27 protein-coding genes and 2 pseudogenes are annotated in these 23,101 nt (G+C 54.0%); 23 read left to right on the top strand and 6 right to left on the bottom strand.

The window, feature by feature from the left end:
• Nucleotides 1-407: 407 nt before the first annotated feature.
• The gene (locus BHE81_RS26660; protein ID WP_011977808.1) at nucleotides 408-2,594 is read right to left on the bottom strand and encodes a KAP family P-loop NTPase fold protein; all 2,187 of its coding nucleotides are present in this window, start codon (nucleotides 2,592-2,594) and stop codon (nucleotides 408-410) included.
• Nucleotides 2,595-3,683 (bottom strand): transcriptional repressor PifC, encoded by a 1,089-nt coding sequence (gene pifC / locus BHE81_RS26655; RefSeq protein ID WP_041937753.1) that lies wholly within the window; start codon nucleotides 3,681-3,683, stop codon nucleotides 2,595-2,597. It lies immediately after the preceding gene.
• Nucleotides 3,684-3,842: 159 nt separating this feature from the next.
• On the opposite strand from pifC, the pseudogene BHE81_RS26650 reads away from it, so the two are divergent.
• The 7 genes and pseudogenes from BHE81_RS26650 to BHE81_RS26620 all read left to right on the top strand — a co-directional run.
• Nucleotides 3,843-4,091: pseudogene (locus BHE81_RS26650) on the top strand (hypothetical protein); the annotation flags it as partial.
• A 160-nt stretch (nucleotides 4,092-4,251) separates the two neighbouring features.
• Nucleotides 4,252-5,196, top strand: coding sequence for a hypothetical protein (locus BHE81_RS26645; RefSeq protein WP_011977810.1), 945 nt, complete (start codon nucleotides 4,252-4,254; stop codon nucleotides 5,194-5,196).
• Nucleotides 5,197-5,232: 36 nt separating this feature from the next.
• Nucleotides 5,233-5,625, top strand: a complete 393-nt coding sequence (locus BHE81_RS26640; RefSeq protein ID WP_011977811.1) for a hypothetical protein — start codon at nucleotides 5,233-5,235, stop codon at nucleotides 5,623-5,625.
• Between the two features lie 57 nt (nucleotides 5,626-5,682).
• Entirely contained in the window at nucleotides 5,683-6,204 is a 522-nt protein-coding gene (locus BHE81_RS26635) for a hypothetical protein (RefSeq protein WP_011977812.1), read from the top strand.
• Nucleotides 6,205-6,249: 45 nt separating this feature from the next.
• Nucleotides 6,250-6,453 (top strand): hypothetical protein, encoded by a 204-nt coding sequence (locus BHE81_RS26630; protein ID WP_011977813.1) that lies wholly within the window; start codon nucleotides 6,250-6,252, stop codon nucleotides 6,451-6,453.
• Nucleotides 6,454-6,482: 29 nt separating this feature from the next.
• Nucleotides 6,483-7,487 carry a hypothetical protein gene (locus BHE81_RS26625; protein ID WP_011977814.1) on the top strand — a complete coding sequence of 335 codons (1,005 nt, stop codon included), beginning with the start codon at nucleotides 6,483-6,485 and terminating at the stop codon, nucleotides 7,485-7,487.
• A 183-nt stretch (nucleotides 7,488-7,670) separates the two neighbouring features.
• Complete coding sequence (locus BHE81_RS26620) at nucleotides 7,671-8,450, top strand: site-specific integrase (protein WP_013214009.1); 780 nt, start codon at nucleotides 7,671-7,673, stop codon at nucleotides 8,448-8,450.
• Nucleotides 8,451-8,507: 57 nt separating this feature from the next.
• Here the strand turns inward: BHE81_RS26620 and BHE81_RS26615 are convergent, their stop codons facing one another.
• The gene (locus tag BHE81_RS26615; RefSeq protein ID WP_013214010.1) at nucleotides 8,508-8,765 is read right to left on the bottom strand and encodes a hypothetical protein; all 258 of its coding nucleotides are present in this window, start codon (nucleotides 8,763-8,765) and stop codon (nucleotides 8,508-8,510) included.
• 128 nt (nucleotides 8,766-8,893) lie between these two features.
• Nucleotides 8,894-9,007, bottom strand: a complete 114-nt coding sequence (locus BHE81_RS28430) for a hypothetical protein (protein WP_014343462.1) — start codon at nucleotides 9,005-9,007, stop codon at nucleotides 8,894-8,896.
• A gap of 535 nt (nucleotides 9,008-9,542) precedes the next feature.
• Between BHE81_RS28430 and BHE81_RS26610 the strand changes: the two genes are divergently transcribed.
• From BHE81_RS26610 to BHE81_RS26595, 3 genes are all read left to right on the top strand, one after another.
• Nucleotides 9,543-10,409 (top strand): replication initiation protein, encoded by an 867-nt coding sequence (locus BHE81_RS26610; RefSeq protein ID WP_004118283.1) that lies wholly within the window; start codon nucleotides 9,543-9,545, stop codon nucleotides 10,407-10,409.
• Nucleotides 10,410-11,446: 1,037 nt separating this feature from the next.
• A complete protein-coding gene (locus tag BHE81_RS26600) occupies nucleotides 11,447-12,652 on the top strand; it encodes an AAA family ATPase (protein ID WP_011977818.1) in 1,206 nt (401 codons plus the stop codon).
• On the top strand, nucleotides 12,652-13,626 hold the full coding sequence (locus BHE81_RS26595) for a ParB family protein (RefSeq protein ID WP_011977819.1): 975 nt from the start codon (nucleotides 12,652-12,654) through the stop codon (nucleotides 13,624-13,626). Before BHE81_RS26600 ends, BHE81_RS26595 begins: the two co-directional genes overlap by 1 nt.
• An 81-nt stretch (nucleotides 13,627-13,707) precedes the next feature.
• Here the strand turns inward: BHE81_RS26595 and BHE81_RS26590 are convergent, their stop codons facing one another.
• Together BHE81_RS26590 and umuD are read right to left on the bottom strand one after the other, a co-directional pair.
• Nucleotides 13,708-14,979: a Y-family DNA polymerase gene (locus BHE81_RS26590; protein WP_149888858.1), complete on the bottom strand. Its 1,272-nt coding sequence runs from the start codon at nucleotides 14,977-14,979 to the stop codon at nucleotides 13,708-13,710.
• Complete coding sequence (umuD, locus tag BHE81_RS26585) at nucleotides 14,979-15,410, bottom strand: translesion error-prone DNA polymerase V autoproteolytic subunit (RefSeq protein WP_001568036.1); 432 nt, start codon at nucleotides 15,408-15,410, stop codon at nucleotides 14,979-14,981. The genes BHE81_RS26590 and umuD overlap by 1 nt, the downstream gene beginning before the upstream one ends.
• 233 nt (nucleotides 15,411-15,643) lie before the next feature.
• Between umuD and parM the strand changes: the two genes are divergently transcribed.
• The 13 genes and pseudogenes from parM to BHE81_RS26520 all read left to right on the top strand — a co-directional run bounded on the left by parM (nucleotide 15,644) and on the right by BHE81_RS26520 (nucleotide 22,874).
• Nucleotides 15,644-16,615, top strand: a complete 972-nt coding sequence (parM, locus tag BHE81_RS26580; protein WP_011977821.1) for a plasmid segregation protein ParM domain-containing protein — start codon at nucleotides 15,644-15,646, stop codon at nucleotides 16,613-16,615.
• A 2-nt stretch (nucleotides 16,616-16,617) separates the two neighbouring features.
• Nucleotides 16,618-17,289, top strand: coding sequence for a plasmid partitioning/stability family protein (locus tag BHE81_RS26575; RefSeq protein ID WP_032435767.1), 672 nt, complete (start codon nucleotides 16,618-16,620; stop codon nucleotides 17,287-17,289).
• A 62-nt stretch (nucleotides 17,290-17,351) separates the two neighbouring features.
• Entirely contained in the window at nucleotides 17,352-17,582 is a 231-nt protein-coding gene (locus tag BHE81_RS26570; protein WP_001568040.1) for a hypothetical protein, read from the top strand.
• A gap of 195 nt (nucleotides 17,583-17,777) precedes the next feature.
• Nucleotides 17,778-17,947, top strand: a pseudogene (locus BHE81_RS26565) (hypothetical protein); the annotation flags it as partial.
• Between the two features lie 71 nt (nucleotides 17,948-18,018).
• Nucleotides 18,019-18,720: a DNA methylase gene (locus BHE81_RS26560; protein WP_011977792.1), complete on the top strand. Its 702-nt coding sequence runs from the start codon at nucleotides 18,019-18,021 to the stop codon at nucleotides 18,718-18,720.
• Complete coding sequence (locus BHE81_RS26555) at nucleotides 18,720-18,941, top strand: hypothetical protein (protein WP_001568042.1); 222 nt, start codon at nucleotides 18,720-18,722, stop codon at nucleotides 18,939-18,941. Before BHE81_RS26560 ends, BHE81_RS26555 begins: the two co-directional genes overlap by 1 nt.
• Before the next feature lie 9 nt (nucleotides 18,942-18,950).
• The gene (locus BHE81_RS26550) at nucleotides 18,951-19,370 is read left to right on the top strand and encodes a DUF1380 family protein (RefSeq protein ID WP_041937750.1); all 420 of its coding nucleotides are present in this window, start codon (nucleotides 18,951-18,953) and stop codon (nucleotides 19,368-19,370) included.
• Between the two features lie 53 nt (nucleotides 19,371-19,423).
• Nucleotides 19,424-20,191 (top strand): hypothetical protein, encoded by a 768-nt coding sequence (locus BHE81_RS26545; RefSeq protein WP_001568044.1) that lies wholly within the window; start codon nucleotides 19,424-19,426, stop codon nucleotides 20,189-20,191.
• Between the two features lie 680 nt (nucleotides 20,192-20,871).
• Nucleotides 20,872-21,300, top strand: coding sequence for an antirestriction protein (locus BHE81_RS28500; protein ID WP_004152356.1), 429 nt, complete (start codon nucleotides 20,872-20,874; stop codon nucleotides 21,298-21,300).
• 42 nt (nucleotides 21,301-21,342) lie between these two features.
• The gene (locus BHE81_RS26535) at nucleotides 21,343-21,849 is read left to right on the top strand and encodes an antirestriction protein ArdA (RefSeq protein ID WP_001568046.1); all 507 of its coding nucleotides are present in this window, start codon (nucleotides 21,343-21,345) and stop codon (nucleotides 21,847-21,849) included.
• A gap of 42 nt (nucleotides 21,850-21,891) precedes the next feature.
• Entirely contained in the window at nucleotides 21,892-22,083 is a 192-nt protein-coding gene (locus tag BHE81_RS26530; RefSeq protein ID WP_001568047.1) for a hypothetical protein, read from the top strand.
• Nucleotides 22,084-22,267: 184 nt separating this feature from the next.
• Nucleotides 22,268-22,522, top strand: coding sequence for a DNA polymerase III subunit theta (locus BHE81_RS26525; RefSeq protein ID WP_004118476.1), 255 nt, complete (start codon nucleotides 22,268-22,270; stop codon nucleotides 22,520-22,522).
• Nucleotides 22,523-22,556: 34 nt separating this feature from the next.
• Entirely contained in the window at nucleotides 22,557-22,874 is a 318-nt protein-coding gene (locus BHE81_RS26520; protein WP_110246719.1) for a hypothetical protein, read from the top strand.
• Nucleotides 22,875-23,101: the final 227 nt, after the last annotated feature.

Genomic DNA, 23,101 nt, shown 5'->3' with positions numbered 1-23,101 from the left:
TCCAAACCACGTTATCTATCTTGGCTGGTTCTGCTATAACGCGGCTTTGAAGACTCGGAACAATCCTGTTCGCACTCAACTTGGAATAGCGGTCTTTTAGCAGTATGGGCACAACGAAACTTGCTTACCATTGCGATCAGCTCTGCTGAATCTCCGACCTTGGCAGGGCAGCGGTCACTCAGTCCATGGAGAGTTCAATGATTGGTAAGAACTACAGTGGCCGCCTATCCGCCAAAACTGGAGGCTGCAGTCAATTGACCTGCTCCCCATAAATTAACATATCTCAATGTTATCAATGTCTGCTCCTGGCACCAAGCGGACATTTATTACCTCGACGCACTCCGGTCTGGAAGGAAGCCATCCCCTCTGGCGAATGAACGTAGCCAGTTGCCGTAATAGTGAAAGCTTCAGATAGTATTTTTATTAAGTAAGATGGCGTCTTCAATCCCGCTTATCATACCCGTCAGGCTGGCTTCCTGCCTGGCTTTTATATCCTCAAACCGCTCCATAAGCCCTGTGATACCAAAAACAGTACCGATCACATCCAGGTCAAGCCGCAGATAATCACCCTGATTACTGCTGCTGACTGCCGTGCGCAGATTAAGCAACATCTTCAGAAAATCACGATCAGACTGATCAACTCCTGAGATCCACTGCGCGACGGTTTGCTCGCCTGCTATGTCACGCCATGCATACAAGAAGGTAGCCAGATACGGTACATCAGGCATTTTTTCCTGGATGTGCTTTTCCTGCAGTCGCTCACTGAGCGCAGTACAGAAAATGGTGATTTCATCCTGGGTGAAAACAGCGTCGCCCTGAGCGGAGTTAGCCCGGATATTGCGCAGAAAGACTGTCGCCCAGACAAATGCACGGGTTTGTCGGAAACACCGGCATATAAAACTGATAGCCCGCCTGCGGTCCCTGGTAATCATCTGCAGAGCCAGCTGGCTGACAAGGCCATCGATACCGATTTTTTCCTGCCGAAAGAAGATATCCCGCGCCCTGTACCATGGCAGAACCTGGTCACTGCAGCTGAAGAAGAATTTTACCAAATTGCGTTTTGCGCTGGTTTCTGCTCCGACCGTAACGGAAGGCGAAAGACGCGTGAGAATGTGTTCAAACCAGGTCCGGGATGACACACCATTACTGGTCACACTGTCCAGAAGACGTTTTTTCAGCCCCGCATAATTACATGCTGCAAGTTTCATAATGCTGCTGATATCTTCATCAGACATAACGTTCTGGGGTGAAGAATATGAAAAGTAATAGCGCCAGTACTCACCGCTGCAGAGCCTGCGTTTCTGGCGGTAGCGTTCAGTATCCTGAAGGGGAATAGTTTCAAACAACCGGAGATGGTCATATTCAAACCCGGATATTCCTGGCATCCAGGCACGCAGCTCCCATACCGAAGCGGCGCGGGACGCGCCAAATTTCTTTAGCGCCTCTGCAAGTTCAGCAATCAGGGCTTTCTGTTCGTCTTCATGTGCAATGCCGTCCCGGTTTTCAACCACAGACCATACGGTGAGGTAGTGCTCGACCCAGCCGGCGAAGAGAGGGTTAACCACTGAAATCAGCTGAAGCAGGCACAGGTCGGGATAAAATACATAATCACGCAGCCCCGGATAGCGGAACCGGATAGAGTTCAGTACCTGATTGACTTCACGGGGCGTACTGAGCCCCTCACCATAGACATCCACATAGTGAGAAAGGAGTTCTGAAGACTCATTATCAGTTACAGGACCGGAGACTTCCTGCCAGATAGTCATGGCTCCCCGGTGAAACTCCCTGCGTAAAGCGAAGTTTTCCGGTCGGGGCAGGCTGAACGACAGCGGGATAATTTTCTGCAGGTAGCGTTTGCCGTTCTGCACACCGAGGCCAGTTTCAACCGCATGCGCCAGGACGTCCCGGTCATAGCACATCACGTAGCGGAATCGTGAGAAGTCAGCAACCGACCGTACCATACGAAGCACTTCCACTGCCTGCGCAGGCTCCAGACGATCCAGATCGTCAATCACAACGATAAAGCTGACGCCCAGCCCGGCAATTTTATCTTCAATGTCAGCCCGGAGTTCAGCCGCGGTTTTTTCCCGCCCGCTCAGGCCGGTGTTCGCGAGGGCATCCATACCGTCTGCGACAAGCCCCAGACCCGGAATAAAATTACCGGCGAATCGCGTCACAGGCGCAAGCCGGCGTGAAGTCTGCTGCGCGTAGTTGAGGATATCCTCTGCGAGGGGCGCAACCTTTCCAGCCTGCGCCATGGCTGACGTATCCAGCTTCGCCAGCCTGGCCGCAATGGTCATCATCAGCGCATTAACCGGGCTTTCATCCGGTGAGTTGACCCAGGGGGAGAAGACCACGATCTGCGTGGTGGCCGGTACCTGAGCTTTAAGCTTGTCCGTCAGAAGATTCAGCAGGCTGGTTTTGCCGGAGCCCCACTGCCCTTCGATACCAATCACAGTGCTGACATTTTCATCCAGGGCGCTGATGCTACGGGCCAGCCCTTCGGCTATCGCCGTATACCCGTAACGGTCATCTTCAGCCTTCAGTACCGGGCCTTCAAAGCCGGCGCGGGCCAGTGCATTTTCAGTGGCCATCTACAGATCTCCGTACAGGCAGCGCAGCCCGGTCAGGGCCTCCGCAAGATTGCCTTCAGAGCATCGCGTGCTCAGCTCCCGGACCAGCGTCGCAAAGGCCTCCGCCGGCATAAAAATCCGCAGGCCGTCGGTACCGAAGAACCCTTCCTCTGTGACGTGTCCGGGCGGGGAGAACATCACGCGCTCGCCCTGGTGGCCGTGCGCAAGCGCTTCAGGATAGCGGGCATACAGGCTGAACAGGCCCAGCATTTCGGACAACACTTCCCAGCCGTACGGCACCACGAAGTCCTGCCCGGTGATCAGCAGATGCAGCCGCGGTGTCTCATACCAGGCGCCCGGGCGCGCGCCGGGGTGCTGGCCGTCGATGCGGATCTCAAGGCGCAGCGTACCGGCCTCAATGGTTTCCGTTACGGCCGGGATCACGGGGCGCAGCTCCTGAGCCAGGTCTCTGGCCTTCTCCCCGCTCCAGTCCAGCCCGCGCAGCATCAGCGGGAAAACGGCTTTCAGACGCGGCAGGGTAAAAATACCAGCGAGTGCACTGTCGGGAATATCGGCGAAGTTAAAGCAGTCACTCTCCAGCGGACGCAGAAGGTGTTCGCCATACATCTGATCCACGACCGGGCGCAGCGCTGCCCGGAAGGCGTCAAACTCTTCCATCCAGTTTTCTCCGGTCAGGCGGAAGATCCCCTTCAGGTAGTGGCCGTCAACCGGACGGTCGTTCTCAACCTGCCAGGCCAGCAGGTCGCGGGTGATGTTGAGCAGCGTGCCCAGGGCAGGAAGTGTGGCCAGCCTGTTCTGGCCGCAAATAAAGGCCTCCCGGGCATAGGTCAGGATGAATCGCAGCTCATCCCGGGAGACCGGAGCGGTGCCGAAGGTCTGGCCGAGAATGATATGCCGGTACAGCTGCCGGACGGTGGCATCCGGATCCGCTACCAGCTGAAAATACCCGTCGCCGGGCGCGACCGTTTTCAGTCCGTTATCGAGGAAGCGTTCCGCCAGGGCGTTGACCGAAGTATTTTCGCGACCGGCACGCACTTTCAGCGCCTCGATCAGCTTTTTGTGAAAACGCAGGTTAAGCTGGCTGAGCATCATCGTTCCTTTCATGTTTGTTTTGTTCTTAATGCTAACCTAGCATTCCATCATTAGCTATTAATCAGTTTTTTAGTTTTTGAAAATTGTGATGCTTCTAAAATTACTGCATGTGAGCATTTTAATGCTACAACAACGCCTGCCTCTTCTCATTTCTCCGCAGATCCGAAAACCCTGAGTTCCGGATCTCTGCGAACCCCACCGGCGCACAGCGGCCCGGCAACACAAGATGTAGCGGTTTTTCCAGCTGTCTGTGACCCTATATGTTGTGTCCCTCCCCTGCCCCGTAACCGGCCGCTCACCACCGGAAAACGCCGCTTTGCTTATTCCCTGACCGTGGTACACTTCCGGAAAGTTGTTATACGCAAAAAAATCGGATCTGCCGGAAACGGCCATCCGGTAATTTAGCCGCGTGACTGTTTTATGCCTTGTCATGTGCTGATTTCTTCCTTTGTGTACAAAATGAATCATAATGTATACATTTATTGTTATAGCGGTAAATCAGGTTTCATGTTTACTTCAAAGACCATTTACCAGTCCTGAATACGTTTTGCATAAGGAAGGAGTCATGGCGAAGATCCAGGCCAGAAATGTTGACGATGCGCTGTTTGCACGCATTGAGCAGTCAGCGATGAAAAATGAACGTTCACTCGAAGGGGAGATCCGCCTGGCGCTGGCCAGACAGTATCCTGCCGGGACCACCTCTCCGGAAATCCTCTCCAGCCGGCAACAGTGGCAGAAGGAATGTGGCGGGCGTCTGCGCGCCCTGTTTGACCGTCTGTCCGCTGACGGCTTTTTCCCGGGGGCCGGGCAACCCGGGCCGACGCGGATCGCCGACCAGGTACGGATAGCTCACCGGTTACATGTTTCCCCGGGACTGCTCCTGGACTGTATCGATGGCGCCGGTGAGTTAACCCGTGAGCTGGCTGAACGGATTGAAAGCCGGTTCGGCGCCAGTGCAGACTGGCTGACCACCGGTGACGGGAAGATGTTCCCGCTGGTGATCCTGGGGACGTATTTTGGTGTCAGCTGGGAGGAGTTTTTCTTCCCGGATGATGATGAAAGGTATGTCTTTGAGTTCATCCGCATCGCCGGTGGGCGCCATGATGGCACCCTGATGATCCTGCGCCAGCATGAGCAGAACGGCCGTATCACTGCCGGCGTGGTAACAGAGGCGTTTTTCCTTGGTGCCGGTATGGGGCCGGGGGGGTATGTAAACCTGAAAGAATTTTTGTTGTTCCTCAGACAACACGGCGGGAATCTGGTCATGAATGCGTATGTGTTCTCCCCCCCGGAGCCGGATTTTGATTTCTGGTCAGTCATGGGTCAGCACCATCCGGTCTGGTTCCGTGACGCCAGACGTCGCTCCCCTTCCCGCTGGCTGCAGCAGGTACTCAGTGGTGAAGATCCGGGCGAATGGTTTGCCGGGGGATGGTCATCAATACTGAAAGAAGTGGCCGAAGCTACCCCTCCGGATAACGCTACTGAACATACAGAAAAAAATGATGAATGATTCGGTGCATCACGGCAACGTATAACAGGAAACCAGATGAACAGAACATATGACGAACCAGAGACCGAAACGGACGTGATGGCCGCCGCCTTCCGCACCATACGCAGGTACGGCATGACTATCATCACCGCCACGCAGCATATGGATGTTAATGGTTACGTGAAAACTGACCCGCGGATGCCCAGAACGCGGCTGCGCCGCTACCTGGGGCAGTATGGCCTGCGCGGTGAGGCGCTGAACAGGGAGGTCAGACGTATCGTTGCAGGGCCTGAGCGACGCGACAGTAAGCTGAAGGACGGGATTTACTATACCTGGCCTTATGGCTGGGAGCCCTGTGATTTTACGCCGATGATGCGCCGTATTTTTCGCGGGAAGCGGACCCGCCATGTGATGATGTCAGATGAAATGCCAGCGCTGTTTCTCAACTAAAGTACTAACGAACAGGCCCAGTCTGTGTATAAGCATACTCCCCAAATCAGGTTCGGGATGATAGCGCCCGGACAACATGGCAAGAATCTGCGGGACATTCCTGAGCAGTGTTTTGATTACGGGTTTGATCGGGAAGATCGCTGGCCGGGGCTGGTTCTGGCCTCTACGGTAACTGTGCCGAACGGTAACACCGATGGCTGGCGACTGGCGACGCAGAGTTGCGGTGGATTCAGCTGTAACGAATTTCAGGCCGCGGTTCTGCCCCTGCCAGTTCGCCCGGAGATGCTACGGTTTCTTGAAACCGTCGCGGAGGAGGAATTTTCGCCGGCGCCTCTGGATTACTTCAATATGATGGATGCCGCCGATGCCGCAGCAGTTAAAAAAGGGTACCTGTCATGTCTTCACCGCGCGGGGCTTTCCTGCAGTGAGCATAATCTGTCACTCCTGACACAGGCGCTTTATCCGGTGGATGCCACAGCGGAAAACATGAAGATCCTGGCCGGGAATTGTACTGAACTGGCCGCAATGAAGGTTCCCGGGGGACTGACGATATTTATCGTGGGTCAGAACTGTGATTAATTTGAACACAAATGAGCCATTCCTGGAGACGGAGGATAACAGTCAATGATGCCGGCATTACCAGGTCCGGGCGTTTCGTTTTCCGCTGCGCAGCTGCCGATGATGACGACCCTGAGCGCCAGTGACGGCTGTCACCTGTATTTTGAGCAGGGCACACTGGTGTGGATCGAGGTTTACTCGCAGGGCGACAAGCGCTGGCCGTTTTATGGCAGACCAGAACTGACGGGAATTACCCATTCATCCACGTAACAGTTACGCAACGGGACAAAGAGACCGGTATGGAAGCGAAAACTAAAACCTTCATAAAAACGTCTGTTGATGATAACGGCATGTGGCTGCTGACCGTCCCGGCGGGGAGCGCGGGCAACGAAACGGTGGTTGTGGTCGTCAGACGGGTGGAGGAATGTCGTTACGGGTCTGAGGACTCGCCAGGGGCATATCTGTGGATCACCTGTAGCCTGACGCTGTACGGTGACGGACAAAGTACACCGCAGACCATTGTCGCGAAGTTCGAGCACGGCCGTGTGGAACTGTTCAGTGTTGAATTTATGCTGAATGAATTTTTACCCCGTGGTCGGGGAGTGGGCAGCTGGATCATGCAGCAGATGGTGCTCTGGACCCGCTCCCTGCCGCCGGAAACGCTGGTCAGACAAATCCACATTTCGTCCGTGGATGCGAAAAACATTCACAATCTGATCCGCCGGAGCAGACTGTGGCGTGGGCTGGGTTTCCGGTTCCCGCCGGGGGAAACCAGCTCAATGCCGCTGCGGGCAGACGAACTGCAGTTGCCACGGGGCAGGTGTTCAACGCTCCGGGTGGAGCCCCTGGTATCCGCGGTACGCCGGCTGGAAGACTGTTATCGCGGGCTGCAGGAAAAAATCGTGCAGCTCGAAGGCAAAAAACGGTCGCAAAAACAGTTAATTACTTCACTTAGGAATCGTCCATTTTATCATCTGTTGCACAGGAAAGGGGGCCAGCTCCCGGACGAGAAATGTGACGCCCTGCCACTGCGGGCAGAAAAACTGTCTCTGCCGCAGAGCGGGGATTCTGACCTGGAGGTGGCGCAACGGGCAACCGGGGTTATCCGGCTGGCAACCCTGTGTAGTCAGTCGCAGGAAAAAATCGTTGAGCTCGAAAGGGATCTTGCCTCGCAAAGTGAATACCTCCTTGACCTGCAGACAAAGCTCCTTTCTATCCTGTGGGGGAAAGTCGCTAACCTGACCTTATTCTGGGGGGGCGTGGTGATTTTTCTGTACTTTATCAAGTGGATGTTGGTGGCATGAATGTTCCCGTTCCATAGCCACCCACTGAAGAGGACTGAAACCAGTGCCCGAAAATATCGTGTCTGTAATCACTGACGGAGTAGTTTTGTTTGCGACTTCGTCTGTTTTCTGGCTGGCTAGTCATCCTGACTCCGGTAATATTACGAAGAAAATTCTCGGCAAAGAAAAAAGTTAACAGAAATTATGAATAACCTGGTTCCAGTTGGATCTCCGCAATCTCCCGGAACATTGCTCCCGGTGGCCATCGATTACCCTGCCGCCCTCGCCCTGCGCCAGATGGCGCTCGTGCAGGATGAACTGCCGAAATACCTGCTGGCGCCGGAAGTGAGCGCCCTACTCCATTACGTGCCGGATCTTCACCGCAAGATGCTGCTGGCGACGCTGTGGAACACCGGCGCGCGCATTAATGAAGCGCTCGCGCTGACCCGGGGGGATTTTTCGCTGGCGCCGCCGTATCCGTTCGTGCAGCTGGCCACGCTCAAGCAGCGCACCGAGAAAGCCGCCAGAACGGCCGGCCGAGTTCCCGCCGGTAGCCAGGCTCATCGCCTGGTTCCGCTTTCCGATCACCACTACGTCAGCCAGCTGCAGATGATGGTGGCCACCCTGAAAATTCCGCTGGAAAGACGAAACAAGCGCACCGGCAGAATGGAGAAGGCGCGTATCTGGGAGATCACAGACCGTACCGTGCGCACCTGGCTTAGCGAAGCGGTGGAGGCCGCAGCGGCCGACGGGGTGACGTTCTCAGTACCGGTAACCCCCCATACGTTCCGTCATTCCTACGCGATGCATATGCTGTATGCCGGCATACCACTGAAGGTTTTGCAGAGCCTGATGGGCCACAAATCGATTAGCTCGACGGAAGTCTATACGAAGGTGTTCGCACTTGATGTTGCTGCTCGGCATCGAGTTCAGTTTCAGATGCCCGAAGCGGATGCGGTAGCCATGCTGAAAGGGAATATTTAAGTACTTAGGAGAATGATGCTGGCGAACGTCCTGCTCGCCGGTGAGGTCTGTCAGACGTTATCTGGACCAGCTGACGGGAATATCTGCTCTGTATTCCTCATACTGCTCATAGATTGCATGCTGAAGCATCGTAATACGTTCTGACAACCTGTTGGCGTCCGACATATGCCGCCATTCCCCCTCAATAGTGGTTTTCTGTCCATCCGGGAGATTGAGCGTGATCAATACCTTTGTATCACGAAAAATCACCCCGTCAGTGAAAGAATTAAGACCACTTCTTACGGTATTATCTATATGTATAGTTTCAAGTTTCATCTTGTTACCTCCTGTTGACCGGATCCCAAGCATAGATATCTGAATTCAAATTGCCTAGTGAAATGTCTGGATATGCCGCATTTTTCCCCTTATACAGCGAAGCTGGCCAAAGGCCAGCCCGCATGGATTTATCGCTTTTGCCAGTAGATCAGCATGGCAAGGAACAGGATTGTTGCCCCCTGAGAAGCGGGAGAAGCGGTCAGGAAAGTTTCCAGCAATGACATTATCGTAAAACTCCGCATTATTAATTTCAGGTGTGTGATTCAGGGGCCTTAGTCCCCCTTTTACAGGACGTAGTGTTCTGTCACGACGGGAGCCAGGGTTAATAAAAACGATTCGAATATGTCTGCAGGGACGATAGAAATCTTCGTGGGGGTTGTCTCGCTGTAGCGGGCTCTGGAGAGCGACTCGGGGGAGGAGTAGTATCTTCCGGCCACGGATATGATCGAGCCAGCAGTGCTCGCCGCAGTCGAGCGACAGGGCGAAGCCCCGAGTGAGCGAGGAAGCACCAGGGAACAGAACTTATAAATTCTGCTTACGCTAAATGCCTGAAAAATCACCTCCCCCTCGTGGTTATCCACTTATCCACGGGCATATTTTTATAAAGTACTTTTTTATTGTTTTTCTATATTTTACATCTTTTAGGGAGCCTGAAAGCCGCGTACAGTGCGGCCTGAGAGGGGGCCTGTATGGGCAACTGGTAAACATAATATGGGAAATTAATCACGTATCAGTGGGTTTTGTGTCAACAAGCTATGGGATACGCATCAACAAGCTATGGGAAAGAGGTCAAGTTCAGTTCTCAATTATCCACTTGTGGATAAAGTGCAGATTTTTCCGGTGGATAAGTATCGCGATAGCTTGCAATTTCTGTTTTCACTGTCATTATGGGTGGGTAAAAATTTACCCATAGGCATTGAAATGGATACTCAAGCACTCTTGCCAGCTACTAAAACGTTTAAAAAACGCGCCAGTATAAAGCAATCTAACGAATTGACTGAAGCAGCATATTACCTGCCTCTTCAGGCAAAACGTGTGCTGTGGTTATGCCTCATGCAGGCCTATTTTAACGACAGCCAGGAAGATGACTCTGACGTATTGCCGCTCTTCAAAATCAGCGTTTCCGATTACGTCAAATACTTCAATGTCGCTACGTCTGTCGCCAGTCGTGATGTGAAGGCTGGGGTAAATGCTCTGGGCGAATCAACGGTTACCTTTTATCCAAAAGAAGGTGAGTTTGAAGAAGTTAAGCGTCCGTGGCTGGCTGAAGCAGGAATGAAGCGAGGCCGGGGTTCCTGGCAGATTGAATTTAACTACAAGGTCATGCCATTCCTTGTCGGCTTAACCTCCCAGTTCACTACCTATTCTCTCTATGACTGTGGCCAGCTTAATAGTGTTCGTGTCATCCGGCTTTATGAAAGCCTGTGTCAGTTCCGGAGCACTGGTGTCTGGATCACCACACATGACTGGTTATGTGAAAGGTTTATGCTCCCTGCCTCGCAGAAAAACAATATTGCTGAAATGAAGCGTACCTTCCTGGAACCTGCTCTGAAGAAAATTAATGAGAAGACGCCATTAAAGGTAACATATACCACTGAAGAAGATGGTCGCTTGCTGTTTAATTTTCTTGATAAAAAACAATAGTCTGTAATTTATTTTCCCTCCCCCCTTAGTTTGTTGCTGACATATGGGGGGAACTAAACTTGCTGTATTTCCCATAGTGCTTGCCTAACTTGACCTGTTTCCCACAATCCCGGCTGTCTGCGTAGTTGACCTGTTTCCCACAGTCCCGGCCGTCTGCAAAGTTGGCCTGTTTCCCATAGTCCGGGCCGTCTGCAAAGTTGACCTTTTTCCCATAGTCCGGGCCGTCCGCGGAGTTGACCTGTTTCCCATAGTCCGGGCCGTCCGCGGAGTTGACCTGTTCCCATAGTCCGGGCCGTCTGCAAAGTTGACCCGTTTCCCATAGTCCCGGCCGTCTGCAAAGTTGACCTGTTCCCCATAGTCCGGGCCGTCCGCGGAGTTGACCTGTTTCCCACAGTCCGCGCCGTCCGCGGAGTTGACCTGTTTGCCATAGTCCGGGCCGTCCGTAAAGTTGACCTGTTTCCCACAGTCCCGGCCGCCCGCGAAGTTGACCTGTTTCCCATAGTCCGGGCCGTCCGCGAAGTTGACCTGTTCCCCACACTCCCGGCCGCCCGTGAAGTTGACCTGTTTCCCATAGTCCGGACCGTCCGCGAAGTTGACCTGTTTCCCATAGTCCGGAGCGTCCATAAAGTTGACCTGTTTCCCACAGAGGATGGAAAACTCTTCTTGTGCTGAGCGTAAGAGCTATCTGCCGGAACGGTTCCTCTTCGCTTCCTCGCCAGTTCGCTCGCTACGCTCGGTTACATGGCTGCGGCGAGCGCTGATACATAAGGCTCAGCATTGCACTGGTCGTAACTAAAATCAGAATCCTTCTGAATGACCCTCCTGTCTTGCAAGTTGGATACCTTTCTCAAAGCCCTTTTGTATGAGTTGTTGTTGATGGTCAAAAGTGCGTCTGCGTGTTGCTGCAGTGTGATTTAGTAGCACGCCCGTCGAGCTTCCCCCCTCTCCTGTTGAGAGCGAAATCAAAACAATATGAATTTTTGCTTGCAACATGACTCTTTTTGTTCAAAATGACAAAAAACGTCATGAGGTGATAAATGGACAATATTGAGCAGTTACGGAAAGTCGCTACACGTGCAGGTAAGCTTCTGACATCTTTGAGCGAAAGTATCCGCCAGCAAAAAGAGGAATTGAAGCTTACCGAGTTCTATCAGGAATACAGCAAAGCCGCTCTGTATAAGCTGCCTAAGCTCAGTAAAGGCAGTGTTGAGTATGCTGTGGCCGAAATGGAAGCCGGTGGCTACATTTTTAAAAAGAAACCTTCTGGTAATACGATGAAATACGCGATGACGATTCAGAATGTCATCGATCTGTATAACCATCGTAAAGTACCGAAGTACAGGGATCGCTTCGATAAAGCCTTTACGATTTTTGTATGTAATCTTAAAGGTGGTGGTTCCAAGACAGTTTCTACCGCTTCATTATCACATGCTTTTCGAGCTCATCCTCAGCTTCTGTTCGAAGACCTGCGTATTCTGGCCATCGATTTCGATCCGCAGGCATCTCTGACAATGTTCCTGAGCCATGAGAATTCAGTGGGCTTGGTTGAAAATACGGCTGCTCAGGCCATGCTCCAGAACGTGTCTCGAGAAGAATTACTTTCCGATTTTATAGTACCGTCTATTATCCCTGGTGTTGATGTAATCCCCGCTTCCATTGACGATGCATTCCTTGCTGAAGGCTGGAAGGGATTGTGTGAAGAACATCTGCCAGGGAAAAATATTCATGCGGTGCTTAAAGAGAACATTATCGACAAGCTCCAGCATGACTACGACTTTATTTTCCTTGATAGTGGTCCTCACCTTGATGCGTTCCTGAAAAACTGCATTGGAGCGGCAGACCTGATGTTGACCCCTCTTCCACCGGCGACGGTTGATTTTCATTCTTCCCTAAAGTTTGTGGCCAGCCTCCCTGCCCTCATAGATTCCATTGAAATGGATGGGCACACCTGCAATCTCATCGGTAATGTCGGCTTCATGTCCAAGATCCTGAACAAGTCTGATCACAAAATTTGCCATAGTCAGGCCAAAGAGGTTTTCGGTGCCGATATGCTAGACATGGTTCTGCCGAGACTGGATGGTTTCGAACGCTGTGGGGAGACTTTTGACACAGTTATTTCAGCAAATCCAGCAACCTATGATGGAAGTACAGAGGCACTAAAAAGCGCAAAATCAGCAGCGGAAGACTTTGCGAAGGCAGTCTTTGATCGCATCGAGTTCATTCGTACTAACGGAGGTATGTGATGTCGAATGAGAAAAGAAAAACCATCGGCAGACAGTTAAATACCCAGGCGTCAATAGCGGAAATGACGGACACCGGTAGAAGCCAGGTATTTACCTTAAAAACCGGCAGGAAGGTAACGTTCAGGTTTGTTCGGGTGCCTGCATCTGAAGTTGAAAGTAAGACATTCGTTAACCAGGAAAACAATGGAAGAGATCAACTTGCACTGACCAGGGAGTCCCTGAAATCCATTATCCAGACGATTAAGTTTCAGCAGTTCTTTCCCTGTATTGGTATTAAGCAAAGTGAAAGGATTGAGATACTGGATGGTTCAAGACGGCGAGCCTCAGCAATTTTTGTCCGTACAGGCCTTGATGTAATGGTTACCGAAGAACATTTATCAGCTGATGAAGCTCGCCAACTGGCTAAAGATATCCAGACAGCTAAAGAACATAATCTTCGGGAGATTGGGCTGAGATTGATCGCTCTTAAAGAGTCCGGATTTAATCAAAAGGAAATTGCTGAACTGGAGGGGTTATCTCAGGCTAAAGTTACCAGGGCGCTGCAGGCGGCGGCCGTACCGCAAGACTTAATTTCTCTGTTCCCGGTTCAGTCGGAGCTATCGTTTAGTGACTATAAACTTCTTTTAGAAGTTAATGAAAAACTTAGTGAAAAGGGATTAACTCCTGAAGAACTCATTCAGGCTGTATCAGCTCAGCTCGATGCAATTTTGAATGATGGCGAGCGACCAGAAGACGAACAGAAAGCCAGTATTCTGAAGCTGATTTCTCAGGCATCTCAGGCATTAATCGATCCATCTCCCAAGGAAAAGTCAGTGGTTTCCCCACTCTGGTCTTTTGAAGAAAAGGACAAGTTCGCGCGTAAGCGTGTGAAAGGGCGCACGCTGACTTATGAGTTTAGCCGTATGTCAAAAGTGATTCAGGATGAACTGGACAAGGCTATCAACGAGGTCCTTGACAGAAATTTGAGTCAATAATTTCGCCATGGCGATTTCACATCTAACTTATTGTAATTAGGCAGTTTAGGCTGAGAATTTCAAGGTGAAATCGCCATAGTTTCACGCCAGTTTCGCTGCAGGAATATCTGACCATCGTGTCGTATAAGCAGGAGAAAGCATCTCCCGTTTCATCTGCCATTCCGAGGCCATACCCCGCCCCGCAAACCATACTTTACCCAGCCCTGAGTTGTTGATCCCGTCCAGAACCCTCATCAGCTCAGCACTGTGAGGGCGTGGCGGGCGTTCGTCGAACAGCTGCAGCTGCGAAACGCCGGAGCCGGTGAAGTCATTCAGCATAACTCCGGCTTTGGCATACCGGTGCCCATCCCTCCAGATACGCTCCAGAGCCGTTGTAGCGGCTGCAATGATGTCCCTGGTGTCCTGAGTGGGTGTAAGAAGTTTTTCCGTAGCCACGTTGCCGTAGTAAGGCCCTTTAATGGCGAACGGAGACGTTTTGATGAAAACGGAAATATGCCGGCAATACTGGTGCTCTTTACGCAGTTTTCCAGAGGCCCGCTCTGCGTGCTGACAGATAGCCTGACGGAGTGACTCGTACTCCGTGATCTTCACGCCAAAACTGCGGCTGCAGACAATTTGCTGTTTCGTCGGAGGGGCTTCCTCAAGCGAAAGGCAGCTTTCCCAGTTCAGTTCCCGTACCGTTCGCTCAAGGACCACAGAAAAATTTTTGCGGATGAAGGCCGGGTTCGTCAGAGCCAGATCGAGCGCGGTTTTTATGCCCAGCACATTTAGCTTGCGTGCAATACGGTTACCCACCCCCCAGATTTCTTCAACCGGCTGCAGTGAAAGCAGTTTCCGCGTCCTTTGCGGATTTCCCCTGGTCAGCGCGAGTACGCCACGAAACTGTTTCCACTCTTTTGAGGCCCACTGGGCTGATTTTGCGAGGGTTTTCGTTGGTCCGGCGCCCACGCCAATGGTCAGGCGGGTACAGTCATACACGTGCTGACGCAGCTGCCGGCCGAAGTCCTCAAGCCCCATACAGTGCTCCACGCCGGTCAGGTCGAGGAACATCTCATCAATGGAATACTGTTCCACCCTGGGGGCCAGTTCCTCCAGGCAGTTCATCACGCGCGCCGACATCGAGGCGTAAAGTTCATAATTACTTGAAAACGCATATATTTTTTCCGGGTACCTTTCGTTTTTTATCTGAAACCACGGAGTTCCCATTTTGATCCAGGGCTTCGCCTCGGCACTGCGAGCGATTACGTTCCCGTCGTTGTTGCTCAGGACGACTATCGGCTTTCCTTTCAAATCCGGGCGGAAAACACGTTCACAGCTGGCATAGAAGCTGTTCACATCGGCCAGGGCAAACATCAGTACATCTCCCTCGGGCGGTGGATGATATGCGTGACGACGCCAAAGATATCCAGCTCGTCGGGATCAGGATAAATCGGCGACCAGGAGGCATTCATGGGCTGCAGCGTCAGCCGCGGCGTCAGCAGAAGCCGTTTCACCGTAAACTCCCCCTGTACGCTGGCGACAACGATATCGCCGTGCCGCGGCTTTTCAGCACTGTCCACAACCAGCAGATCGCCATTGTACAGACTGCCGTCGGCCATGCTGTCTCCGCTGGCACGCAGGTAGTACGTCGCGCTCGGATGCCGTATGCAGTAATCATGGAGATCCAGATCGGACTCGACATAGTCAGCAGCAGGGCTGGGAAAACCGCAGCTGGCCAGATCGGCAAACAATGGATGGGCCTGTGGCGGGAGTTCTTTCCCGGTGCTGAAAAGTTGTAGTTTCATCTTTCCTCCTGACACTCTAATTTTTACTGGTTATGCATACAGTATATTTAACAGCGTGACGATAATCCAGATCGCATGCCTTAAGAACATTTTGAGTAAATAAAGGTGTTCAAAATGCTTATATTAATCATTTTGATATTTTTGTATTGCTCATATTGAGAAATGTTACTTTGTTTTTTTCATCTTGCTCTTATAATTGGTATCAAATTGAGTGTAACTAACGGAGCATATTGATGAATATTTACTGCGATGATGGTTCAACTAATGTTAAGCTGGCATGGTTTGAAGGCGATGAGCTTCAGACCCGGGTTTCTGCGAACTCCTTCCGGCATGGCTGGAAAGTGGCGGAATTCAGTGCGGCAACGTTCAACTATCAGGTGGGTACGCTGAAATACACCTGGGACAGCGTCAGCCGGGATGCCATCCCGACAACAAACGTGGAATATCAGTACGGTGATCTCAACCTGCTGGCCGTGCATCATGCGCTGCTGAACAGCGGACTGGAGCCGCAGCCGGTGAGCCTGACCGTGACGCTGCCCCTGAGTGAGTATTACGACGGGGACTGCCAGCGGAACGAGGAGAACATACGACGCAAACGGGAAAACCTGATGCGTGAGCTGGTTCTGAATAAGGGCAGGGCATTTACCGTAACGGACGTGAAGGTGATGCCGGAATCACTACCGGCGGCGTTCTCCCGTCTCGCGGAGCTGAAACCCGGCCCCGCTGAGACCACCCTGATTATCGATCTCGGTGGTACCACGCTCGATGCCGGTGTGATTGTCGGCCAGTTTGATGATATCAGTGCGGTGCACGGTAATCCGTCTGTCGGCGTGTCACAGGTCACCCGCGCAGCTGCAGGCGCGCTGCGTGCGGCAGACAGCGAAACCAGCGCCCTCATCGCTGACACTATCATCCGCAACCGCAATGATCGTCAGTATCTGCAGCGTGTGATCAACGATGCCGGTAAAATCGACGAGGTTCGGAACAAAATAACAGAGGCGATCACTTCCCTGGGGGCGCGTGTCACCAGTGAGCTGACGGCCTTCAGGAACGTTAACCGGGTATTCCTGGTCGGGGGAGGGGCTTCCCTCATAGAAGAAGCTATCCGTCAGGCCTGGCCTCTGGCTCATGACCGTATCGAGGTTATAGGCGATCCGCAGATGGCGCTGGCCAGGGAGATTGCCCTTTACAATAAAGAGGACTAAACGTGCCGGACGGCCAGTATTCTTTCTATCTGCACAGCGACGATCGCACCGACATCGCGGCGATGGCAACCATCAGCACCATCTCACAGCCCCTGCGCGGTGAGTTCATCCGTACCGCCGCCACCGCCGGGGCGGTGGTATACCAGGTGGATGCCCGTTTACCGGCGCTGATCCCGGTGTTCTTTGCCGGGCAGCTGAGCGCTGTCCGCCTTTGCGCCGTGATGGCCCTGGTCTCCGGAACCTGGTCCTCACTCACCGGCCTTCCGGATGAGCCCGAAAATGGTGGGGCTGCTCTGCCCGTGTCACCGGAGACGGAATACCAGCGCCGGCGTTACACCCTGACGCTTCAGAATGGCCGGAGTGGGGAACGGGTGGAAAGTGTGCTGACGGAAGCGTCATCCCGTCTGCGTGGGGATCTGCTGAGAAACCTGATTATCACCGGTCTTGCCCTCCACACGACGGCGCCTGAACTGCCGCGCCTGCTGGCCAGTATGCCGGTACCGCCCACCTCGGTCAGTGAGCTGCAGGCTCTGGTTCAGCAGATGGCCGGCACCGCTGACGTGAACAGGGCTGCAGCTGCAGTACCGGATACGCCGGCAGCATCTGCCGCGCCGGTGTCCGGGGCGGATACCCGGGAAATAAAGAAAAATATGCGGCGTGCATTCGGTGACTAACAGTACGAATCACATCCACTACTATACCGATTTCAAATGACTGGCATCCCAGGGAGGTTCTCATGTCACCAGGATTCAGAAATGTTCTCCGTCTCGCCCGCATTCCCGTCGACAGCAGTGAACCGGTGCGCAGAAAATTTGGCAGCCGGCTGATTGGCATTGTGACGGTATGTCTGCTTCCGCTTCTGGTTTTCGACGTTCCGCAGTGGGTTTTCATTTTGTCGCAGGTCATCTGGGGGGCTGGCGTCTATATTGGCCTGTCCCTGGCCGGGGATAAATCCCTGAACCGCTGATACAAACTTTCCGGTTGTTCAAAAAAAGAACAGACGTGGTGGCGTCTGTTCTCCCGCGCTTCTCCGTCGTTTGCCTTCAGGTTATCCACAATTTTAAGCCCCGGATTTGTGGACAGGTATGCCGGTAATTCCCCGTTCGCCTGGAGTTAACGCCAGCCTGCCGCCCGCTGCCAGTGTCTCGCGTCCGGTCTGGTACGGGACGGGCGGTTTTTCCGCTCCGGCCCGGCGTCGTTGAGAGTGTGCGCCAGTCCCTCGCCCTTTTAAGGAACGCCCTTCAAGCCGCTTTCGCGGCATATCCTTGCCGTCCAAAAGACGGACGGCTGCGGTATTCCACGGTCGGCCTGACCCGTGACCGGACGCGATGAACAGGCAGCGTGCGGCAGGGAACGGTATCGCGGTGATGCCTCCTGCCCCCTCAGACTACAGGAGTGCTGCCATGTCCAGATTCATTCTCGGGAACTGTATTGATGTGATGCGCGGATTCCCCGACCGTGCCGTGGACCTTATTGTGACCGATCCGCCTTACCTCGTCGGTTTTAAGGACCGTCAGGGCAGACAGATTGCCGGGGATGTGACGGACGAATGGCTGCAACCGGCCACGCTGGAGATGTACCGCGTCCTTAAAAAAGACGCACTGATGGTGAGCTTCTACAGCTGGAACCGTGTGGACCGCTTTATGGCCGCGTGGAAGGCGGCAGGATTCTATGCCGTGGGCCAGCTTGTGTTCACCAAAAACTATGCCTCCAACCGTCGTAACGCCAGGGCCCGACGCGGATTTGTGGACTACTGCCATGAAGGGGCTTATGTCCTTGCCAAAGGCCGCCCCGTGCCGCCCCTTAAACCGCTGCCGGATGTGCTGCCCTTCCCGTATACCGGTAATACCCTGCATCCGACGCAGAAACCAGTGGAGGCGCTACAGCCGCTGATTGAGTCATTCAGCGCTCCGGGCGCGATTGTTCTCGACCCGTTTGCCGGAAGCGGTTCGACCTGCGTCGCTGCATACCGTGCCGGACGCCGCTATATCGGCATCGAAATGCTGGCGCAGTACCACCGGGCCGGAACCGAACGACTGGACGCCATGCACCGGGCCGTAAATACCCCGGCGGCGAACGATGAATGGCTCCCGGAGGCCGCGTAATGAATTACGACGGACACGAAGCCCTGCGCCGCGATATGGCCGGGCTGGCGAACAATCTTTGCGACCTGAAAACCACCCTGAAAGTGCTGGAAGACACGTACCACTACCGGTACGACGGACTGGCGGAACGGCTTGCCGGTATCAGTCTGCGACGTCTCAGCGTCCTGATGGATGAGGCGTTCAATATTGCACTGATGCTCGATGAAAGCTTTCTGGATTGAGGAGAGAACATGTACGGAACCCGTGAAGATCTTTGCAGGATGCTGAATGAGCAATATCCCGCAGAAACCCCGCTGAACCTGATTATCTGGGCCCCGGCGGATATTGAAGCACTGGCTGACGGGATGGAATATTCCTTTTCAGAACATGACGTAAGGGCAGTACTGGAACGCATGGACACTATACCGGAAGAACAACGGCTTGAGTCGGGCGTGTCAGCCGGCCTGGTGATGGCACTGATAGACCAGGTGAAAGAGAACGGGCAGAGGGTGACTGTGCCGGTTGACCTGCTTGAAACCCTGCTGATTACCGCCGAACAGGCATTGTGGGACAGGGAATGGACCGCACGGGATCGCAATCTCCCGGTGCCGGAAAGCGTAATGCGCCGCCTGGCGGATACAGCAAAAGTGCGGGCATTACTGAAAAGCTGACAGCAGATCGCCCCGCCACGCGGCGGGGTGATATAACCCGGACAGAGACGATAATGATGAAAAAAGAAACCCTTAACACGCTTATTCTGCGTCACGGCGACCGGATGCTGCGCCAGGCTGGCTGGCCCGACACTGTTGATATGGCGCCCGTCGCCCCCGAAACCGTACCCGGCTGGCTTGCCGCCTGCGGCTCTCTCAGTGGCGTGGAAATCCTCACGCTTACGGAACAGCTTTGTCAGCCGCTGACGTATGGCCGGGCAGCGTTGTTGCTCGCCAGCGCCCGGCGGCTGGCGGGAACCCCGGCTCGTCTGCATCTCTTTCCGGTGCAGGCATATCCGCATCCGGAGCGGCTGGCTGACTGTCAGGTTATCCGCCTGCCTTACGCTCAGGAGTGGCTGACAGCGGCGGAATGTGACGATCTGCTGGCCTTTCTGAAAGCCTCCCTCACGCAGATATCGGAAATCGTCCACCGGGATACGAAGCGCATCGCCGCCGCGCTTACGCCGTCCGTCACTCCCCGTCTGATGGACAGGCGGATCGGTGACTGGCGCTTGCTGGCCGTGGAGTATGATCATGATAACTGCCTGGACGAAGACGAAACCGACAGGCTGGATCAGGTCCTCGATGCCATTCTTATTCGCGATGCGCGATTCTGCCCGGTCCTGCTCACCCTGGTTAACGAGCGGGAGGAAACTATCAGGAGCGCAGGGGTTATCGCTGATCAGCTGCGTTTTACGGACACTCCGGTCCGGCGCTGGTTTGATCGCCGGGTTTTAAGGGAAATGGTGAGAGAGGCCCGCGCCAGCAGAACTCAGGAGTGACAGCCCGGAGCGTCAGGGGAGGGGGACCCTCCCTTGTCAGCCTGCCGGCACAGGAGGAGTGGTGCGATAAGGATGTCGCCGTGCCGGCTCCGCGTCCACCCGGCCCGGTTTCCGGGCCTTTTGGGTGAACACAACCCTCTGTTATCGCCGTGCCGTGTGCTGGCTGTGCCGTGCCTTCACTTTAGCCCGGCAGCCGCAGAGGCTGGAGTTCGCTGGCGCCGCCATCCCCGGATAAGGCAGTCGCCGGCTTGCCGTTGCCGCCGGCTCCGCTTCACCCGGCCCCATCCCTCCGGTCCGTGGCCTTATTCCTGCGTCTGTCGCGTTGCGACATCTGCTTCCGCTTTTCTCCCGGTGGTCGAAAAACGGGGGAGAGAAACCCTGTATTCAACCTCCTGCATCGCGACGGGTTGTGCCGTGCCTTCACTTTAGCCCGGCCGCTGCAGATGCAAGGGTGCGCTGACGCCGCCATCCTCGCCCGGTCGCAGTTTTTTTATGATGCTCGCCGTTCTTCCCGTCGTTTTCTCGCTCAGGTTTCGCTCGAAAACCGTCCAGACCAGCTTCGCGCTATATCTGCGCTGCGGCCTCCGGTGTCGCCCCTGCATCTTCCGCTTTTCGCCGGGCTGTCGTGTCGGCACGGCACAACCCGGTGCCGCAGTCTATGTGATTACGGAGGTTTATCCATGCAGTATGTGAATACATGCCCGGTCCTGAATGTTGAGGAGTCCGACCGCCTGTCTTTTATGCCGTACCTGTTCGGCACGGATTTCATGCTCGCGGAATTACAGGTGTACGCTCTGGCCAAAAAATGGATGCCCGGCTATGAGGGCGGCTTCTGGCATTTTATTCGCCTGCCGGAGGGGGGCGGCTACATGATGCCGGATTGTGGCCGGGTACATCTGGTCAGTAGCGAAAACTGGTTTGATCGCACTGTCAGCGCCGACGCGGCGGGCATTATTCTGACCAGCCTGGCGATTAATCGCCGTCTGGCGGCCCATCATGACAGCAGTAACCCGGCGCTGACTCGCCTTTATATGCTGCGTGATGCCCAGCTCTGGAATCACATCACCTTTCACCCCGAATGCAGTGCTATTTACGCCGCGCTGGACTGATTAACGACCGGGGCGGTTACACCGCCCCGCAGGGAGACAAAAATGACTTCATCAGTAACCGTTCCGGCCGTCTACGTGGGCACATATCACCAGTACAACGGCGGCAGTATTTTTGGCAAATGGTTTGATTTAACCGACTTCGACGACGAAGACGAATTTTATGACGCCTGCCGGGCGTTGCATGCCGCCGAGGATGACCCCGAGTTTATGTTTCAGGACTGGGAAGGGATCCCGTCTCAGTTTGCCTCTGAATCCTCTGTTAAGTGGGCGTTTATCGAGGCATTCCGGCAGGCGCAGGACGAAGGACGCGCTGCCGCGTTTGTGGCCTGGGCGGACTATACCGGCGAGTGCGACTATGACGCCTTTGATGAGGCGTATTGTGGCGAGGCTGAAAGCGAGGCGGATTTTGCTTATGGCTTTGTGGAGGATCACGGCCTGTTAAACGAGGTGCCTGAATCCCTGCGCGTCTATTTCGATTATGAGGCTTATGCGCGGGATCTGTTCAGCAGCGGCTATGTCTTCCATGAAGGCTATGTATTCAGCAACTGATTACTATCCGGCGGGGAAGCCCGCCGGTTAAGGAGAAAGCACATGAAACTTGCACCACAAAGCCGCGATATCCTGCGACAGTACAAAGCCCTGATTAATGCCCGCCGCCGCGATGCCGGTCAGCGGGAACTGACCACTGCGCAGGTGATGGATGAAATCTGCGAATACATGACCTGTCAGTGCGCCGTCTATATTGGCGGCCATTTCATTCTTCAGGGGGGAAAGGCACGATAAATCACAGGGCAGGGGGGAACCTCTGCCGCTTCCGGCCGCGCGAAAATCCTGGCAGGCTTCGCCTGCCGGTGAGGCGGTTCGCCACGCCTGCGGCGCTGCGTACCGGCCTCACCTCTACAGGTCGCCAGTTAAGGATTAAGAGCGTAATATCTGAATACCTTTTCTTCTTTTGCGGAATTTGCGTATGTCGCAGTGGAATATTGCCTCTTTTTCAAAAGAGGAGCAGGACAAAGTTGCCGTTGATAAGGTGGCCGCTGCTGTCGCCTGGCAGGAAAGGATGAGCAAGCCCGTCGTGCCGGAACTTGTTGAGCGGGAACAGCCTGAGCACCTGCGCGAGTATTTCCGTGAACGGCTCCGCGTACATCGACTGAACAGTCAGCAGCTGCCGCGCGCAAATGCGCCCGAATATAATAAACCCGGAGATGAGCAGCAGAAGTGATTCTTATAGTCAGTGTGTCCAGGGAGGAAATTTTATGCGTATGTCTCTGATGTTTGCAGCCGTGACGCTTTTAACCGGTATTAACCTGTTTTTTATTCCGTTTCAGCCTGTTCCGGCTCTGTGGGGGGCTATCCTGGCCGTTGCTTTTGTTCTGATTAATGTCGTGGCGGATAAGCTGCGCCTCTGGAGTGGCATTGCGTGGATTATCGTTGCCGGCATCATCATAACGCTGATGCTGAAGGGGAAAGAGCCGGGTGAAGAATTTCGTGTCCTGATCACCGTTTTCGCTTTCCTGGCTTCAATCTGGTATAGCGTTGCGCAGTTCAGGAAGGAAAATAAGCTCCGTTCCTGACGCCCCGTCTGGTATGCCGCCGGTTTATCATGGCTTCTTTCCGGCGGCATGAAAAACATATTCTCTCCAGCCTGCATCTTTACGTTTCCGGCTTGCTCCCTGCTGTCTGTCTGCTTTCTCTTCTTCTTCCTGCTGTGATGTCTCTTTTTAACCCTTAAAGGCTTTAAAAGCACACCCGCACTGGACACCTTCGGCTCCCGGCCAGCTGCGCTGTCCAGTCGTCGAGC

The organism is Klebsiella sp. AqSCr, from assembly GCF_008452795.1.
In the GTDB taxonomy this organism is placed as follows: Bacteria; Pseudomonadota; Gammaproteobacteria; order Enterobacterales; family Enterobacteriaceae; genus Klebsiella; species Klebsiella pneumoniae.
The sequence above is the reverse complement of the archived record's forward strand: the minus strand, read 5'-3'. Positions and strand labels throughout refer to the sequence as shown.